Source organism: Ruegeria sp. HKCCD9138 (assembly GCF_057220975.1).
Genome location: NZ_JBWVAZ010000004.1, coordinates 295,993 through 312,615 on the forward strand (window position 1 = coordinate 295,993; position 16,623 = coordinate 312,615).

Genomic DNA, 16,623 nt, shown 5'->3' on the forward strand with positions numbered 1-16,623 from the left:
TGGAAACCAAAGGAATTAAGGCTTCCTGTGATTACTGTGGCAGCAATGTGGCTAAAACTGGGGCAGGCTGTGACCGAAACCGGATCGGTCTAGTTGTCGATTCGTAGTGCCATAATGGCAATGGACTGTTGATAAACAGTTGCGGCGTTCCACTGTTTTATCACCTCGAAATTCGGTTGCCCGGGTTGGTAGCCCCGACCCGGTTTCCACCCTTTCTTTCGCAGGAAATTCGCGGTCGAGGCCAATGCGTCGGTCATATTGTAGAAATCCACGCGCCTGTCACCGGTGGCGTCCACACCATACTTTAGCGCATTGCCGGGCAGGAACTGAGTGTGGCCCAGTTCGCCATGTTTTGCCCCCTTTGTTGCCACTGTGATGCTGCCTGCATCGACCAGTTTCAGTGCCCCAATTGCATGGGGAATAAAGAACTCGGATCGGCGACAATCGTAGGCCAATGTCGTGATTGCTGAAACAATCTGGCTGTCGCCCATGAAGTTACCAAAGCCTGTTTCCATTCCGTGAATGGCGATCAGAACACCGGCCGGAACGCCGTACTGGCGTTCCAGCGCGGCGTAGAATTGTGGATTGGCGGCCTTTCTCTTGCGCCCCTGGGCCACGATCGTGTTGGCGCCGCGCACCTGCATGAACTTGTCCAGCGAATATCTGAAACTTTTCTGATTGCGATCCGCCGCGATCGTGCGGGTGGCGTACTGAGCTTGCGCCAGAGCTTGCAAACCCTTTTTCTTGACGCCGGCCTTGCGAGCCTGTTTGGAGAAGTCCTTCTTCCACTCTTCAAACCCGTTGCCTGTATTCCCGCATGGTGCGGCCAAGGCCGCAATGGGCAGGGTGAGAGCAGCAACAAGTAGCAAAGCGAGGCGCGACATGCGTTTTATCCTGTGGAAGCAGAAAACTCCCGTCGGGTTGGTGCATTTGGTGTGATGAAAGAACACTGGCCCAGGCAATTCAAAGACAGCCTATAATCCGCGCTGCAGGTCTTCCGCAGTCAACACGGGTTGAATCTCGATTGATGCGTTCAAAGCAGCGAACAATGGCTCGTTGATGACTGGCATGCGGGCCTGATCGCTTTCTTCAAATACCACGATGCCCATGCGTTTCCCGTGCTCAAGCGCAAAATAGGCCGCTTCGGCATTGACCTCTTTCACCAGTGCGTCAATTGCCTGCCCCAAGGTGCCGTCCCTTTCAGCCTGATTGCCTTTTTCAACCGGGATCGTGAATTTCAGCATCAGACGCATTGCTTTTTCCTCGGGCAAATAAACTGTTCAATGCGGAAAAGCTGTTACGTTCTCGCGCGCCAGTCAAGGTGCTTGACGGTGTCAGCCCTGGAATAACAAAAGGGCGCCCAAATGGCGCCCTTCCGTTTTTCCGCTAACCTTGTGCTTAGCAGCTGTAGTACATGCCGTACTCAACCGGGTGCGGGGTGTGCTCGTAGGTTTCGACCTCTTCCATCTTCAGTGCGATGTAGCCGTCGATCTGGTCCTTGGTGAACACGTCGCCCTGCAGCAGGAAGTCGTGATCCGATGCCAGAGCTTCCAGAGCCTCACGCAGGCTGCCGCAAACGGTCGGGATATCAGCCAGTTCTTCGGCAGGCAGATCGTACAGGTTCTTGTCCATGGCTTCGCCCGGATCGATCTTGTTCTTGATGCCGTCCAGACCGGCCATCAACAACGCGGCAAACGCCAGGTAGGGGTTTGCGGCCGGATCGGGGAAGCGAGCCTCGACGCGCTTGGCTTTCGGGCTTTCGGTCCACGGAATACGGACACAACCCGAACGGTTTCGGGCCGAATAGGCGCGCAGAACAGGGGCTTCAAAACCCGGGATCAGACGCTTGTAGCTGTTGGTCGACGGGTTGGTGAAGGCGTTCAGGGTTTTGGCGTGCTTCAGAACTCCGCCGATGAACCACAAGGCTTCGTCCGACAGGTCAGCATACTTGTCGCCCGCGAAGAGCGGTTTGCCGTCTTTCCAGATCGACATGTTCACGTGCATGCCGGTGCCGTTGTCACCTGCAATCGGTTTCGGCATGAACGTAGCCGATTTGCCGTAGGCGTGCGCAACGTTGTGGATGACGTACTTGTATTTCTGCAGCTCGTCGGCCTGCTTGGTCAGGCTGTCGAAGATCAGGCCCAGTTCGTGCTGGCAGGACGCAACCTCGTGGTGGTGCTTGTCGACCTTCATGCCCAGACGCTTCATGGTCGACAGCATTTCAGAACGCAGGTCCTGTGCTTCGTCAATCGGGTTGACCGGGAAGTAACCACCCTTGACGCCCGGACGATGGCCCATGTTGCCCATCTCGTACTCGGTGTCGGTGTTCCACGATGCGTCGGTTGCATCAACTTCGTACGATACTTTGTTGATAGTGTTCGAGAAACGAACGTCGTCGAACAGGAAGAATTCAGCTTCGGGACCGAAGAATGCTGCATCGCCAATGCCTGATGCCTTCAGGTATGCTTCGGCTTTCTGAGCGGTGCCGCGCGGATCACGCTCATAAGCTTCGCCAGTGTCGGGCTCGACAACCGAGCAATGTACGCAGATGGTTTTTTCGGCGTAGAACGGATCGACATAGGCGCTGTCGGTGTCGACCATCAGCTTCATGTCCGATGCTTCGATCGACTTCCAGCCCGCAATGGACGAACCGTCGAACATAAAGCCTTCTTCCAGGAAGTCCTCGTCAACCTGGTCGGCCATCAGGGTCACGTGCTGCAACTTGCCGCGCGGGTCGGTAAAGCGAACATCGACGTATTCGGCGCCTTCGTCCTTGATCAGCTGAAGAACTGCGTCCTTGCTCATACTCTTGTTTCCTCTGATTTGAAGATTGGTCTTGTTACAGTGCTTCCGAACCGGTCTCACCGGTACGGATGCGAATGGCTTGTTCAACGAGCGAGACGAAGATCTTGCCGTCGCCGATCTTGTCAGTTTTTGCGGCCGAGACGATGGCGTCGATTGCTGCATCGACCTGATCGTCGTCCAGAACGACTTCGACCTTTACCTTGGGCAGAAAGTCGACAACGTATTCCGCACCGCGATACAGTTCGGTGTGGCCCTTTTGACGGCCGAACCCTTTTACCTCGATCACGCTGAGGCCTTGGATGCCGACGTCCTGCAATGCCTCTTTCACTTCGTCCAGTTTGAACGGCTTGATGATCGCTTCGATCTTTTTCATCCCGGCTCACCTCACATGGTTGTCACGACCGCACTGATCACGTCTAAGATCGTGCGGCAATGTGATTGCGGAATTGGCCGCAATCCGATGCACTGAAATCAGGTGGTGGGTTATTTTTTAGCCGTGTTGCACAAAAAGTAATCGAAATTGAATCGCGCAGGGGTTTGAGATGACGGAATTGCTGACAGCGGCACAGATGCGGGCGTTAGAACAGGCGGCGATTGAGTCCGGTGAGGTGACTGGTCTGGAGTTGATGGAACGCGCCGGTCGCGGTGTTGTCGAGGCTATTTTCGAAGAGTGGCCGGAGCTGAAAAGGCGAGGGGCCAGCCCCTCGCGCTCCCCGGAGTATTTGGGAAAAGATGAAGACCAGCCGTTGCAGGGTGTCGTGCTGTGCGGGCCGGGCAACAACGGTGGAGACGGCTTTGTCGTTGCGCGACTGCTGCATGACATGGGATGGGATGTAGAAGTTCTTCTGCATGGTGATCCTTCGAAATTACCACCGGATGCCAGGACGAATTTCGAACGGTGGCGGGGCCGCGTCGTCGATGTCAACAATCTGGCTGAAGCCAGAATACCGCATCCGGACCTTCAGGTTGATGCGCTGTTCGGCACGGGTCTTACACGGCCGGTGGATGATCCTGCACTATGTGAGGTCCTCTGGGCGCATGATGATGCCGAAACCGCATGGGATATGCGCGACAGCGGGGCCGGTACGGAGATAGTGCCGCCGCGTACAGTTGCGATAGATATGCCGTCGGGGCTGTGTTCGGATTCAGGTAAGGTTCTGGGTGGCGTTTTTCCGGAACATGGGCGGCGCTGTGCCAGATCGGCACTCACCGTGACGTTCCATTCGAGGAAAACCGGACACACGCTTGACGAGGCACACGTGTATTGCGGCAGGCTGGTTGTCAAAGATATCGGGCTGAAATCCGATGTTGACAATGGTGATGTCGTGACCTTGGTGGGGCAACCGTTACGCAGCTGGCTGGAGAAAGGCCGGACAGGTCACAAATACGCGCACGGGCACGTATTGGTGCTTTCGGGTGGGCCGGGTGCAACAGGTGCGGCGCGGTTGGCGGCGCGTGGGGCTCTGCGGACGGGGGCGGGGCTGGTAACACTTGGAGTGCCTCCTTCGGCGCAGTTGGAGGTGGCGAGCCAGATTACGGCGATCATGCTGCGCCGGATTGAGGATGCGGATGCCTTGTCCGGCGTTTTGCAGGATGAACGGTTGAATGCGCTGTGTCTGGGACCGGGGCTCGGCATGGAGCGCGCGTCGGCTTTGGTTCCTGCGGCACTTGCGGCTGGCCGTGGCACTGTGCTCGATGCCGACGCCTTGTCTGCTTTTGAAGATGATCCTGAAGCTCTGTTCGACCTTCTGCATGAGGACTGTGTCCTCACGCCACATGCCGGCGAGTTTGCACGGCTTTTTCCCGATATCGCCCGAAAACTGTCCGCAGTTCCGGAAAAAGGCCCGGCCTATTCCAAGGTGGACGCAACCCGCGAGGCGGCAGAACGGGCTGGGTGTGTGGTTCTGTTCAAGGGGCCCGACACGGTGATAGCCGCGCCCGACGGGCGGTGTGCGATCAATTCGGCCCAATACGAGCGTTCTGCACCGTGGCTTGCGACAGCGGGTTCCGGCGACGTTCTTGCCGGATTTATCACCGGGTTGCTGGCGCGGGGATTTGAACCCATGCAAACCGCTGAAACGGCTGCCTGGCTGCACGTTGAATGCGCACTAACGTTTGGCCCGGGTCTGATTGCGGAAGACCTGCCCGAGCAGCTTCCTGCCGTATTCAGAGAACTTGATATCTAGTAATGATCGGCGATAAATGGCCGAAGGCTGCAAAAAGTGGCAAGCTTTCGCCGCTGTGTCCCGGCACATGCATGGCGGGTGTTTGCAAGACGCAGAGCTCGGCGTCAGAATTTCCTTGGGCTTGGCATCGGTTTCATCGTACCTAAGCTTTAAAGCATTGATAATGAGAAATAATCGCCACGGTTTTTTGAGAGGGCTGTGGCTGAAAAGCAATGAAGGCAGAACTTGAATGGGCCATCTCTGGAAACACAAATTTTTGTGATCATCTGGCAGTATGTAACAACCCGAACCATTCATGGTGGACGACATGACAGTGAGTTTAAAGCGAACTTCCATCGCGGCGATTCTGGCCGCGACGACGGCAATTCCCGCAGCCGCCGAGCTGAAGTATGACAACAACAGCGGTGGCTATGTGCTGTTATACGGTCAGTTGCACCCGGCCCTGATCTCGGTGGATGACGGGCAGCAGACCGAGACACGGGTTCTGGATCATAATCTGTCGAACAGCCGGGTCGGGCTGCGCCTGTTGCAACCATATGGCAGCAACGAATTTACATTTCGTTTCGAAACCGGGTTGGGTCTGCCAAATTCCAGTGAATGGAGCCAGCTCGGCACGAATTTCAGTGGCTGGACGCGCGAAGATATCCGCCACGTGGATTTTGCACTTGGAAACGAGGACTGGGGTAAAGTTTCAGCCGGGCAGGGCAGTATGGCCTCGGACGGTGCGGCTGAAGTTGATGCCTCTTATGTTGGTACGGCGCTCTATGCGTTTACCAATGATGAAAACTCGGGCTTTTTCTATCGAAATGTGAACGGCATGCTGAGCAACATTACAGTTGGCGACAGCAGCGACGATTTCGATGGCTCTCGCAGGGGGCGGGTTCGGTATGACACGCCTGAATTCGGTGGCGGCTTCAGGGCAGCAATTGCGTACGGCCAGAACATTCTGTCCTCAAGCGACGACGATGACTACTATGACGCGGCGCTGTACTATGACAGAACGCTTGCAAGCGGAGCCTTGGTCAAGGGTGGCCTGGCCTATGCGGTGCGCGACCGTGCCGACAACTCGGGCAACCGAAAGGATGTGATCGGGTCGGCTTCGGTTCTATTGAAAAGTGGCCTGAGTTTCACGGTCGCTGCAGGTAACCGCGATGATGAGCGGGCCGGAGCAAGCGATCCGAATTATTTCTACGGCAAGATAGGCTACGAGGAAGACAACCTGATAGCTTGGGGTAAAACCGGCTTCGGTATCGACTACTATGATGGTGCGGATTTCAACAGCACCGGTTCCTCGACCAGCGCATGGGGTATTGCCGTCATTCAGGAAATCAAGAGCATCAATACCGAAGCCTATCTCAAGTACCGCGTGCATGACTTTGAAGACAGCACGTCCTCGTTCGACAAAAACGAGGCCTGGGTGCTGGGGGCACTCTGGAAGTTCTGACGTTGTTTCCCTGTCAACTGGACGCGCCCCGGTTTCATCCGGGGCGTTTTTTTGTCCGATAAGACGGCAAATGAAGGCTCATTAGACCTTTGCCTCTTGCACGCGGGCGGCTGGGCAAATAGAAGGCGTCAAATTTGCCCGGCGCGCCCTTTTTGCGCGCCCCGAATCCTATGGGGACTACCATAATGCAGGTAACCGAGACGCTGAACGAAGGTCTGAAACGCGGCTACAACATTGTTGTGACCGCAGCCGAGCTGGACGACAAGGTCAACGAGAAACTGACTGAGGCGCAGCCTGAAATCGAAATGAAGGGTTTCCGCAAGGGCAAGGTGCCGATGGCACTGCTGAAGAAGCAGTTTGGCCAGCGCCTGCTGGGCGAAGCGATGCAGGAATCCATCGACGGCGCGATGAACCAGCACTTCGAGGACAGCGGCGAACGCCCCGCGCTGCAGCCCGAGGTCAAGATGACCAACGAGGACTGGAAAGAAGGCGACGATGTCGAGGTCGCGATGTCCTATGAAGCGCTGCCTGAAATCCCTGAAGTTGACCTGAAATCGCTCGAGCTGGAGAAGCTGGTTGTCAAAGCCGATGACGCTGCCGTTGAAGAGGCGCTGAACAATCTGGCGGAAACCGCACAGAACTTCAAAGCGCGCCGCAAGGGCTCGAAAGCCAAGGATGGCGACCAGATCGTGTTCGACTTTGTAGGTTCGGTCGACGGCGAAGAGTTCGAGGGCGGATCGGCCGAAGATTATCCGCTGGTTCTGGGGTCGAACAGCTTCATCCCCGGCTTCGAAGAGCAGCTGGTCGGCGTCAAAGCTGAAGAAGTGAAAGACGTCAAGGTTACTTTCCCTGCCGAATACGGTGCCGAGCACCTGGCCGGCAAAGACGCTGTGTTCACCTGCACCATCAAGGAGGTGAAGGAACCGGTTGCGGCCGAAATCGATGACGAACTGGCCACGAAATTCGGCGCAGAGGACCTGGCCGCTCTGAAAAGTCAGATCTCAGAGCGTCTGGAAGCTGAATATGCCGGCGCCGCACGTGCTGTCATGAAGCGTGCCTTGCTGGATGCGCTGGACGAGAAAGTGTCCTTCGACCTGCCGCCATCGCTGGTCGACGCTGAGGCAAAGCAAATCGCGCATCAGCTGTGGCATGAAGAAAACCCCGAGGTTGAAGGCCACGATCACGACCCGATCGAGCCGACCGAAGAGCACACCAAACTGGCCGAGCGTCGTGTGCGTCTGGGCCTGCTGCTGGCCGAGCTGGGCCAGAAGGCCGAGGTTGAAGTCACCGATTCCGAAATGACTCAGGCGATCATGAATCAGGCGCGTCAGTACCCGGGCCAGGAGCGTCAGTTCTTCGAATTCGTGCAGCAGAACGCTCAGATGCAGCAGCAATTGCGCGCACCGATCTTCGAAGACAAGGTTGTCGATTATGTCTTCGAACTGGCGCAGGTGACTGACAAAGAAGTCAGCAAAGACGATCTGCAAAAGGCCGTTGAAGCGCTGGAAGTGGAATAACCCACTTTTCCCTTTCTCCCAAAGGGGCAAAATAAAAGCGGAGCCGTCTGACCTTGGACGGCTCCGCATGGGTGGCTTTTGAACTCATGAGGTGAGGGGGTCAGGCCTCATTAGCAAAAGCACGGGGGGTTCCGAGCAGAGCGGACCTTTGCTCTGGCGTGAATCTGTCCGTAAGTTCCTCGATCAACTTGAGAACCGCCTCCTTTTCGGCTTCGGTCTGGGCAGCGCTCATCTGCTCCACGAAGTATTTCTCAAGTTCGGTCAGTGGCTTATGGTCGCGATTGGCCGGGCTTTTTTCCGCGGCCTTCTTGGCTTCGAACATTGCCAGCGCGTTTTCTTCATCGATGAACACATCCTCGTGGATGCCGGCAAACTCGCGAATGTTCGAGATGCGCTCTTCCGTGCAATCCAGCAACGCTGCCAGCGCCGGGACCTTGCCCATTGGCACAGTCTTTCCGACATAGTCGTAAGGCGCGCAGTTCGACCGTTTGAGAACGCGATCCATAACCGGATCAATCACGGTAATAATATCCTGAATACCCGCGCTGCGAGCGTATTCAAGCGAGCCGATCATCAGTTCGCAGGTGGCATAGGACACCGAGTTCTTTTCTTTACCGCGTGTCAGACGCTGCGTGTCGACGCAGAACCGTGTGGATTCCCACATCGTGGCGCTGCGGATCGGTGCCTCGCCGCACAGAATAGCCGAGAATACATCTGACAGCATGTGCGGACCTGTGGTCTGGAGTGCACGCACGGCAGCGACGACATTCCCCCCGTCGTCGAGGCCGATCACATATGCAGGATCCAGGTGATCGAACTGATCGATTTCCTTGCCATCTTCGATGTTAACGTCCCAACCGAGACGTCCCCCGAAAACCCTGGCCCTCAGTTCGAACATGTCGTCGAGAACCTCGCTGAACAGATGTCTGTTCAGCCCGTCAACTACTAAGATCATATCATCCCCCTTCGAGTGGTATGTCGGTGACAGTAACGTTACCGGTTTCCCACAGCGAATCTATTGGGGGTTTCCCGTAATCTCGGCCATTTCAAGCCCAAAAATTTGCGAATTTGGCTTTAGCCAGGGTAAATTAACCCGATTCCAATTGCCCGTCCGACCGCCTGTGGCGTTGTCAGCGCGTTCAGTTTCTCGCGCGCGGACCGCAAATGCACCTCAACCGTGCGGTGCGAAATGGACAAAATGTCTCCGATATCCTGCTGCGATTTTCCGGCTGCGGCCCACTGAAGTATCTCCAGCTCTCTGCTTGACAGAGTGGGGTGGTACAGCATCCGGCTGAGGGCGTCGGATGTCATGACGTTGTCATGAATATGCACAGCCAGCGACTGCAGATCGCTGATAACGTTGGGGACGAGTTTTTTCCATTCTTCGCGGCTGCAATCGCGTGTTGCGCTCAGCAATCCGATATCGCCATAGGGGCCGCGAACCGGAATGGTAATGCCCTGATCCGGAATCCCGAAGTCATGAGCGTCCCGGAATACCCGTTGAAAATTCTTGCTACGTTCCAGCCGGCTCCAGTCCACCGGAGCAATGCTGCGCTGGCTCATGTGCAATGTCGGATCGATCAGGTGCAGGCCCTGTTCCTGGTAATGGACTTTCCAGTCGTCCCCATAGGTCACATGCCCATGTATGGTGCCGGCAGCCGGGTTCATGCCCGCATATGCGGCATGATCCATCTCGTATTTGTCGCAGACCTGCTTAAGGAACTCATCGTAATGAGTATCCTCTTGGGGAAGGGTGCTGAGATCTACAATTTCCATAAGGTTAACTACCTAAACCCGACGGTACGGGCGACCCCAATTACGCCAGGCAAAATTCTCCCACCCTCCTAGCGCTGTTTAAAACACCATATTTTCAGGTATATGACAAGAAGATGTGGTAAATGTCTGCCTTTTAGAGAAACATGCTCTCTAATTGCACGTTTTTATTAAGTTTTTGGTGCGGCGTTCAGTGGATACCCGGCTGGAGGTACGGAAAACCGGTATTGATCAACCTTGATATGCGTGCATTTTTGGTTGGTTTTGCGCGTTTTTCAAGCTTATTCGGCAGCTGGGACCAGACCGGTTTCTACCAGCATTCCGCGTTTCTTGGCCTCGGGATAATAGCCCTTGGCATACAGGAAAATGGCGCGCTGTTGGTCGCCGTCGGACAGCAGCCAGGCGCCGCGCAGGTACTTTCCGGCGAATTCCAGGTTAGTGTCGGCGTCCAGCAGCCCTTGGGCATTGCCCTTGTATCCCATGGAACGAGCGGTTGCCGGGAGGATTTGCAGCAACCCATAATAGGGGCGGTTTACAGCCCAGGGTCGGTGCGTACTTTCCCGGATTGCAAGCTTGTGGACCAACTCGCGTGGAATGTCGTATTCATCCGCCCATTTGTTGATCGAGGCCCGCAATTCGGGTGTTTCGTTTGGATAAAGCGGAGGATTAAATGTATCAGCGCGGTCTGCCGTGTTGGGTCCGCCGCAGGCGGCAAGAGGTGCCAGCAACAGAATGGTTAGCAGACTGCGGCGAAAGGTATTTGTCATTAAAACTCTCCCGGACATTGCGGCGATATTAGGCGGGCAGGACCGGGCCGCAAGCTAAAGGCGTTGATCAGGCAGAAACCTGCGCGCAAAACGTGCAAAAAATAAGGCCGCGCTGAAACAGCGCGGCCCCAAATTTTCTCGATGGCAGCCCGATCAGGATTTTGCTTCGTCTTCTTCGGCCGGAGCTTCTTCGGTTACCAGCTCTTCGTCTTCCGAAGCGGCCGAACCGATGTCGTCGAACAGTTCGGAGATCTCGAATTCAGCGGCGGCTTCTTCTTCAGCAGCCAGTTCCTGAATCGATTTACCAGATGCCTGCAGTTCGGCTTCTTCTTCCGAACGGGCGACGTTCATCTTGATTTCAACTTCGACTTCGGGGTGCAGGTTAACTGCTACCGAATGCAGGCCCAGCTCCTTGATCGGCGCGACCAGAGCGATCTGCTTCTTGTCGACGGTGAAGCCGGCCTCGGTCGCGGCGTCTGCAGCGTCACGCGGAGTGACCGAGCCGTACAGAGCACCAGCATCGGACGCCGAGCGAATCACGATGAACTGCTGGCCGTCCAGCTTTTCAGCCAGTGCTTCAGCTTCTTTCTTGGTTTCCAGGTTGCGGGCCTCAAGCTGCGCTTTCTGGGCTTCGAACGAGGCAATGTTGGCCTCGGACGCGCTCAGCGCTTTGCCTTGGGGCAGCAGGAAGTTGCGGGCAAAGCCGGGCTTGACGTCAACGACGTCGCCCATCTGACCCAGTTTAGCAACACGTTCCAGAAGGATAACTTGCATGTCAGTCTCTCCTTACTTCACGGCGTAGGGCAGCAGGGCGAGGAAACGCGCGCGCTTGATAGCACGGGCCAGTTCACGCTGCTTTTTCGCCGAAACGGCGGTGATGCGAGAAGGAACAATCTTGCCGCGCTCAGAGATGTAGCGCTGCAGCAGACGGGTGTCCTTGTAGTCGATTTTCGGCGCGTTCTCACCCGAGAACGGGCAGACCTTGCGGCGGCGGAAAAATGGTTTTGCGGCCATGGTTTATGTCCTTATCTCAGGCGTTGATCAACGACGCTCGCGGCGGTCGCCACGGTCGTCACGTTTCTGCATCTGAACCGACGGGCCGTCTTCGTGACCGTCGACCTTGATGGTCAGAACGCGCATGACATCTTCGTGCAGACGCATCAGGCGCTCCATCTCCTGAACCGCACCCGAAGGGGCGTCGGTTTTCAGAAACGCGTAGTGACCTTTGCGGTTCTTGTTGATCTTGTAGGCCATCGTCTTGACACCCCAGTACTCGCTGTCGACGAGGTTGCCGCCATTGTCGGACAGCACGGTGCCAAAGTGTTCGATCAGGCTTTCGGCCTGCGCGTTGGACAGGTCCTGACGCGCGATCATTACATGCTCATACAGTGGCATGTTCACTCCTGTTTATATCAAGGCGCATTTCAAAGGCCGGGCTGTCCGATCCTTCGCGACCCTGCCACGAGAGGCTGCGCGATTCATGTGTATTGCGAAGGATGGCCCCATATACACGTTTCCGCGCGAGGGGCAAGCCCTGCCACATATGCCATTGTGAAGTCGCCCTATTTCCATTGCACCGCCCAATTCCTGACGCTTTTCGACCCGAGGTTGTTCATTAAGCCGGGAGCACCCGGACCACCGGAACTAAAGACAGGGCGAGACAAATGGCCGTGACGAATACGAATACCATCAAGCAAGCCGCGACCGGCGCCGCTTTTGACAAATCCGTACCCGTTCTGATCACATTTGCGCCGAACTGGAAAGCACGGATGATCCTTTTCCGTGTCATTGGCGCCTTTATGATCGTATCGGCCTTTTCAATGTGGTTGATGCCCGGATCGGTTATGGGAACCGACGTTTGGCCGATCAAACTGGCTGCATCACTTATGTTCCTGATCGCAGGTGTCAGCCTGTTGACCATCGAAATTCTGGACGCCCGCCCGGATGCCTATTTCGATCCGATCCGTCGCGAAGTGCGCATTTTGCAGAAGAATGAAAACGGACGCCCCCAAACCGTGCTACGCCGCAGCTATGACTCGCTGGGAGGTGCGAGGTTTGACGAAGGTCAGGTGGAACTGTTCGACGTGGACGGTAGCCTGCTGATGAAGCTGCCGCTGGAATCGGCGGATGTCAGCCGGGCGCTGAAAGGGCAGTTGAGCCAAAACGTTCCGATTTTCGCGTAAAATCCGATCTGTTCAAAAAGGAACAGAAATTGTGAATCAATTGACCTTGTGTGCCGCCCTTGGGCGGCACATTTACTTTGGCGAGCAACCCGTTCGGTTTGCATTCACAAAATTGCGGAGATTGTTATGAAATCCACCCTTCTTGCTGCTGCTCTGGCCGTATCGGCGACTTCGGCGTTTGCTGTCGATGACAAAAATGCCGAGAAGTACATTCTGGATCCCAGCCACAGCCAGGTCGTATTCTCATACAACCACCTTGGGTATTCCACCACGACCGGCATGTTCTCGGGCTTTGAAGGCGAAATCATGTTCGACCAGAAAAATCCGGCCGAGTCGAGCGTGAGCGTTTCCCTGCCCGTTGTCGAAATGATCACCGGTTGGAAGCCGCGCGAAGATCACTTTATGACCGACGACTTTTTTGGTGCAGCCGAGGGCGACCTTATCACTTTCACGTCGACCGGGATCGAGGTCACTGGTGAAAACACAGCGAATATCACCGGAGATCTGACCATGAACGGTGTGACCAAGTCGGTCGTTCTGGATGCCAAGCTGAACCAGGTGGGTAATCACCCGATGGCCAACAAACCCTGGGCCGGTTTTGATGCCACCACCACACTGATACGCAGCGATTTTGATCTTGGCCAATTCGCACCATTTGTCAGTGACGAGGTTGAGGTCAAAATTTCGATCGAGGCGCAGAAGGCCGAGTAACTTGGAGCCGAGCCCCCAAAATGGAAACCGCCGGAGCCGTCAGCTCCGGCGGTTTTCTTTATTCTGCACGGGTTGCTGTCAGTTCGATTGAGACGGCAACCCCAAAACCCAGCGACTCTTCGGTCGGTTGAGATTCACCGACATTGAAATCGAGGCGGTTAAGGTCAACGACCCCGGTCACGCCAGCTGTGTCGCCCTGAATGTCCAGTGTGAATGGCAAGATGATATCCAGCGTTTGGTCACGGATGGTCAGCGGCCCGCGGGCCTCGAATCCTGAATCCGTTTTGTACAGGTCTGCCTTGAAAGTGGCGGTCGGAAAGCTGGAGGCATCAAAGAAGTCTGCGCCTTTGGCCTGATCCGAGACCGTGCCCAGGCTCAGAGAGCCAATCGCAATGGTGACGTCGGCCGAGCCTGCGAGGCCTAGCTCAGTGGGTTCTTCAAAAGCGATGGCTGCTGTCCAGTCGGCAAATGTGCCGGTCACCGGGCTTCCAAGCTGTGTGATTGTGATCGACAGGGTACCGTCCTGAACCTGCCACTCAGACTGAACCTCGGTCAGTTCGGCCGTGTCGGTGTCTGCATCAGAATGGTGAGTGAAAACGCCCGCAAACCAGCCGCCGACCAGAACCGCGATCCAGACAACCAATGCAGCCATAACGGGAAGGGCGGAGTGTTCCTGCTGAGGCGGTTCAGGTGCGTCGGCGCGGCCCGGCAGCATCCGACTGAGAGTGCTGTCCTTGTCGACGACATGATGCTTCAACGCACCGAGAATGTGCAGGGCCAGTGCGCCAAGCAGCAGCCAGATGAACAGCCAGTGCAGGTCGGCAACAAACTCTGACAGGGCCGCCGACTTGGGAATGAAGGGCAGGTTTTGTCCGAATGGCCAAAGGATGGGCGCAAACCCCTCGGCCGAGGCGTGGTGAATCCATCCCGTCAGCGGCACCAGAACGAGCGAGGCATAAAGCACCCAGTGCACGGTTTCGGCGGCGAAGGCCTCAGGCTTGTTCTCGGCATTCAGAAGACCGGGTTTTGTTTGCGTTGCTGCCCAGAGGATTCGGGCCAACGCGACAAAGAAAACCGAAACACCGACGGTTTTATGTACCGAGAACACGCGTGCCGCCCGGGTGATGTCGTCCTCGGTTGTCGGAACTGCCGGGTCAAATACCGCATGTGCCAGGTTTTCGGCGACAAAACCCAGCGGAAGCGCGGTGAAGATCAACAAGGCCGTCAGCCAGTGAAAGGTCTTAGTTACGCTACCGTAACTGGAAAAGGAATTGGTCGATGCCATGGATTGAACGCTCCGGGATTCGGTGGTTGCGCTCAACGTAAAGCTGGCGGGAATTGACACAAGTATGAGAGAACGCACAGCAATGGTGCCCGAATGCAGAAAGCAGGCAACGCTTGTGCCAGACGGTCAGTCAGTTTACACCCCGCCGCAACCTGACGACATCCAAGAGGCAACAATGACACGCGCGTTCGTTTTTCCCGGGCAAGGCGCCCAGACCATAGGAATGGGCAAAGCTCTGGCCGAGGCATACCCGGCCGCCCAGGCCGTTTTCGATGAGGTCGACGAAGCCCTGAGTGAAAAGCTGAGCACATTGATCTGGGATGGTGATATTGCAGATCTGACCCTGACCGAAAACGCGCAACCTGCGCTGATGGCAACCTCGATGGCGGCCATGCGCGCGCTTGAGGCAGAAGGTGTTGCGATCACCGATGCGGTCTTTGTGGCGGGGCATTCTTTGGGAGAATACTCGGCGCTTGCTGCTGCGGGCTCGTTATCGGTTGGCGATACGGCCCGTTTGTTGCGGACCCGCGGGCTGGCCATGCAAAGTGCCGTGCCGGTGGGCGAGGGCGCGATGGCCGCCATTCTTGGGTTGGATCTGGACGCTGTGCGCGCGGTGGCCGAGGAGGCCGCGCAGGGTGAAGTGTGCCAGGCGGCCAACGACAACGATCCGACACAGGTTGTGGTGTCAGGCGCGAAGGCTGCCGTTGAGCGTGCAGCCGAAATCGCCAAAGAGAAGGGCGCGAAGCGGGCAGTGATGCTGCCGGTCAGCGCTCCTTTCCACTGCGCGCTGATGCAACCGGCCGCCGATGCCATGGCCGAGGCTTTAGCCGATGTTCAGATCAAAGCGCCGGCGGTTCCTCTGATTGCCAATGTTCGGGCCGAAGCGGTCACCGATCCGGACTTGATCCGCACACTCCTCGTCGAACAGGTCACCGGTTCGGTTCGGTGGCGTGAAAGCGTTCAGTATATGGCGGTGCAGGGCGTGACCGAGACTTGGGAGATCGGTGCCGGCAAGGCGCTGTCCGGTATGATCCGAAAGATCGACCGCGCCATTGCGGGCAAAGCGGTTGGATCTCCGGAAGATGTTCAAAAGGCCGTTCAGGTCGAAGAGTAACCTAAAGACTGCGTCAACAACGACGAGACAAGAGGGAAACCGAATGTTTGATTTGACAGGTAAGAACGCGCTGATCACTGGCGCGTCGGGCGGTATAGGGGGCGATATTGCCCGTGCTCTGCACGGTGCGGGCGCAACCGTTGGATTGTCCGGCACGCGGGTCGAACCGCTGCAGGCGCTTGCAGATGAGTTGGGCGAGCGTGCGCACGTCCTGCCTTGCAACCTGAGCGACCCGGACGCTGTCGAGGCGCTGCCGAAACAGGCTGCCGAGGCAATGGGATCGGTCGATATCCTGGTCAACAATGCGGGCATCACGCGGGACAACCTGTTCATGCGGATGTCGGATGAAGAGTGGCAGAGCGTGATTGATGTGAACATGACGGCGACCATGAAGCTGTGCAAAGGCGTCATCCGCGGCATGATGAAGGCACGCTGGGGCCGGATTGTGAACATCTCGTCCGTGGTTGGTGCGATCGGCAACCCCGGTCAGGCGAACTATGCCGCCTCAAAGGCGGGTATGGTCGGGTTTTCCAAGGCATTGGCGCATGAGGTGGCGACGCGTGGAATAACCGTGAACGCGGTGGCCCCGGGCTTTATCACGACAGCGATGACCGAAAAACTGACCGATGATCAGAAGGCCGGATTGCTCAGGCAGGTTCCCGCGGGTCGCATGGGCGAACCGGGTGAAATCGCGGCGGCTGTTCTGTATCTGGCCAGCCCCGAGGCAGGCTATGTTACCGGAAGCACCTTGCATGTGAATGGCGGTATGGCCATGTTGTAATCGCAATTCGGGGTTGGCGCGAAAGCGTTTGCCTTGGGCGTTGTCTGTGCTATAGGC

The 16,623-nt window shown here is 56.6% G+C and carries 18 protein-coding genes; 7 read left to right on the forward strand and 11 right to left on the reverse strand.

Translation table 11 applies throughout. The features are described 5' to 3' along the window. Nucleotides 1–89 precede the first annotated feature (89 nt). From AC2TEL_RS09475 to AC2TEL_RS09490, 4 genes are all read right to left on the reverse strand, one after another. Nucleotides 90–884, reverse strand: a complete 795-nt coding sequence (locus tag AC2TEL_RS09475) for a lytic murein transglycosylase (RefSeq protein ID WP_480843164.1) — start codon at nucleotides 882–884, stop codon at nucleotides 90–92. Nucleotides 885–974: 90 nt separating this feature from the next. Further along, complete coding sequence (locus AC2TEL_RS09480) at nucleotides 975–1,253, reverse strand: hypothetical protein (RefSeq protein WP_480843163.1); 279 nt, start codon at nucleotides 1,251–1,253, stop codon at nucleotides 975–977. Between the two features lie 145 nt (nucleotides 1,254–1,398). Further along, nucleotides 1,399–2,805, reverse strand: a complete 1,407-nt coding sequence (glnA, locus tag AC2TEL_RS09485) for a type I glutamate--ammonia ligase (protein ID WP_480843162.1) — start codon at nucleotides 2,803–2,805, stop codon at nucleotides 1,399–1,401. 34 nt (nucleotides 2,806–2,839) lie between these two features. After that, complete coding sequence (locus AC2TEL_RS09490) at nucleotides 2,840–3,178, reverse strand: P-II family nitrogen regulator (protein WP_480903383.1); 339 nt, start codon at nucleotides 3,176–3,178, stop codon at nucleotides 2,840–2,842. A 169-nt stretch (nucleotides 3,179–3,347) separates the two neighbouring features. On the opposite strand from AC2TEL_RS09490, the gene AC2TEL_RS09495 reads away from it, so the two are divergent. From AC2TEL_RS09495 to tig, 3 genes are all read left to right on the forward strand, one after another. Then, entirely contained in the window at nucleotides 3,348–4,991 is a 1,644-nt protein-coding gene (locus AC2TEL_RS09495) for an NAD(P)H-hydrate dehydratase (RefSeq protein WP_480903385.1), read from the forward strand. A gap of 307 nt (nucleotides 4,992–5,298) precedes the next feature. After that, entirely contained in the window at nucleotides 5,299–6,435 is a 1,137-nt protein-coding gene (locus tag AC2TEL_RS09500) for a porin (protein WP_480903387.1), read from the forward strand. Between the two features lie 185 nt (nucleotides 6,436–6,620). After that, nucleotides 6,621–7,952 carry a trigger factor gene (gene tig / locus AC2TEL_RS09505; protein WP_480903603.1) on the forward strand — a complete coding sequence of 444 codons (1,332 nt, stop codon included), beginning with the start codon at nucleotides 6,621–6,623 and terminating at the stop codon, nucleotides 7,950–7,952. A 100-nt stretch (nucleotides 7,953–8,052) separates the two neighbouring features. On the opposite strand, the gene AC2TEL_RS09510 is transcribed toward tig, so the two are convergent. The 6 genes from AC2TEL_RS09510 to rpsF all read right to left on the reverse strand — a co-directional run bounded on the left by AC2TEL_RS09510 (nucleotide 8,053) and on the right by rpsF (nucleotide 11,887). Beyond that, nucleotides 8,053–8,907: an acyl-homoserine-lactone synthase gene (locus tag AC2TEL_RS09510; RefSeq protein WP_480903389.1), complete on the reverse strand. Its 855-nt coding sequence runs from the start codon at nucleotides 8,905–8,907 to the stop codon at nucleotides 8,053–8,055. Nucleotides 8,908–9,026: 119 nt separating this feature from the next. Further along, nucleotides 9,027–9,728, reverse strand: a complete 702-nt coding sequence (locus AC2TEL_RS09515; RefSeq protein ID WP_480903391.1) for an autoinducer binding domain-containing protein — start codon at nucleotides 9,726–9,728, stop codon at nucleotides 9,027–9,029. Between the two features lie 278 nt (nucleotides 9,729–10,006). Next, nucleotides 10,007–10,492 carry a transglycosylase SLT domain-containing protein gene (locus AC2TEL_RS09520; RefSeq protein ID WP_480903393.1) on the reverse strand — a complete coding sequence of 162 codons (486 nt, stop codon included), beginning with the start codon at nucleotides 10,490–10,492 and terminating at the stop codon, nucleotides 10,007–10,009. 153 nt (nucleotides 10,493–10,645) lie between these two features. After that, on the reverse strand, nucleotides 10,646–11,266 hold the full coding sequence (gene rplI / locus AC2TEL_RS09525) for a 50S ribosomal protein L9 (RefSeq protein WP_480903395.1): 621 nt from the start codon (nucleotides 11,264–11,266) through the stop codon (nucleotides 10,646–10,648). Between the two features lie 12 nt (nucleotides 11,267–11,278). Next, nucleotides 11,279–11,506 (reverse strand): 30S ribosomal protein S18, encoded by a 228-nt coding sequence (gene rpsR / locus AC2TEL_RS09530; protein ID WP_005608650.1) that lies wholly within the window; start codon nucleotides 11,504–11,506, stop codon nucleotides 11,279–11,281. Nucleotides 11,507–11,533: 27 nt separating this feature from the next. Then, on the reverse strand, nucleotides 11,534–11,887 hold the full coding sequence (gene rpsF / locus AC2TEL_RS09535; RefSeq protein WP_480843154.1) for a 30S ribosomal protein S6: 354 nt from the start codon (nucleotides 11,885–11,887) through the stop codon (nucleotides 11,534–11,536). Nucleotides 11,888–12,156: 269 nt separating this feature from the next. Here rpsF and AC2TEL_RS09540 point away from each other — a divergent pair, with 269 nt between their 5' ends. Both AC2TEL_RS09540 and AC2TEL_RS09545 read left to right on the forward strand, forming a co-directional pair. Beyond that, nucleotides 12,157–12,675, forward strand: a complete 519-nt coding sequence (locus AC2TEL_RS09540) for a hypothetical protein (RefSeq protein ID WP_480843153.1) — start codon at nucleotides 12,157–12,159, stop codon at nucleotides 12,673–12,675. A 126-nt stretch (nucleotides 12,676–12,801) separates the two neighbouring features. Further along, a complete protein-coding gene (locus AC2TEL_RS09545; RefSeq protein WP_480903397.1) occupies nucleotides 12,802–13,386 on the forward strand; it encodes a YceI family protein in 585 nt (194 codons plus the stop codon). 58 nt (nucleotides 13,387–13,444) lie between these two features. Here the strand turns inward: AC2TEL_RS09545 and AC2TEL_RS09550 are convergent, their stop codons facing one another. Beyond that, nucleotides 13,445–14,671 (reverse strand): cytochrome b/b6 domain-containing protein, encoded by a 1,227-nt coding sequence (locus AC2TEL_RS09550; RefSeq protein ID WP_480903399.1) that lies wholly within the window; start codon nucleotides 14,669–14,671, stop codon nucleotides 13,445–13,447. A 175-nt stretch (nucleotides 14,672–14,846) separates the two neighbouring features. On the opposite strand from AC2TEL_RS09550, the gene fabD reads away from it, so the two are divergent. Continuing rightward, a complete protein-coding gene (gene fabD, locus AC2TEL_RS09555; RefSeq protein WP_480903401.1) occupies nucleotides 14,847–15,785 on the forward strand; it encodes an ACP S-malonyltransferase in 939 nt (312 codons plus the stop codon). A gap of 43 nt (nucleotides 15,786–15,828) precedes the next feature. Then, nucleotides 15,829–16,566: a 3-oxoacyl-[acyl-carrier-protein] reductase gene (gene fabG / locus AC2TEL_RS09560; protein ID WP_480843149.1), complete on the forward strand. Its 738-nt coding sequence runs from the start codon at nucleotides 15,829–15,831 to the stop codon at nucleotides 16,564–16,566. The last annotated feature ends 57 nt before the right edge of the window (nucleotides 16,567–16,623 follow it).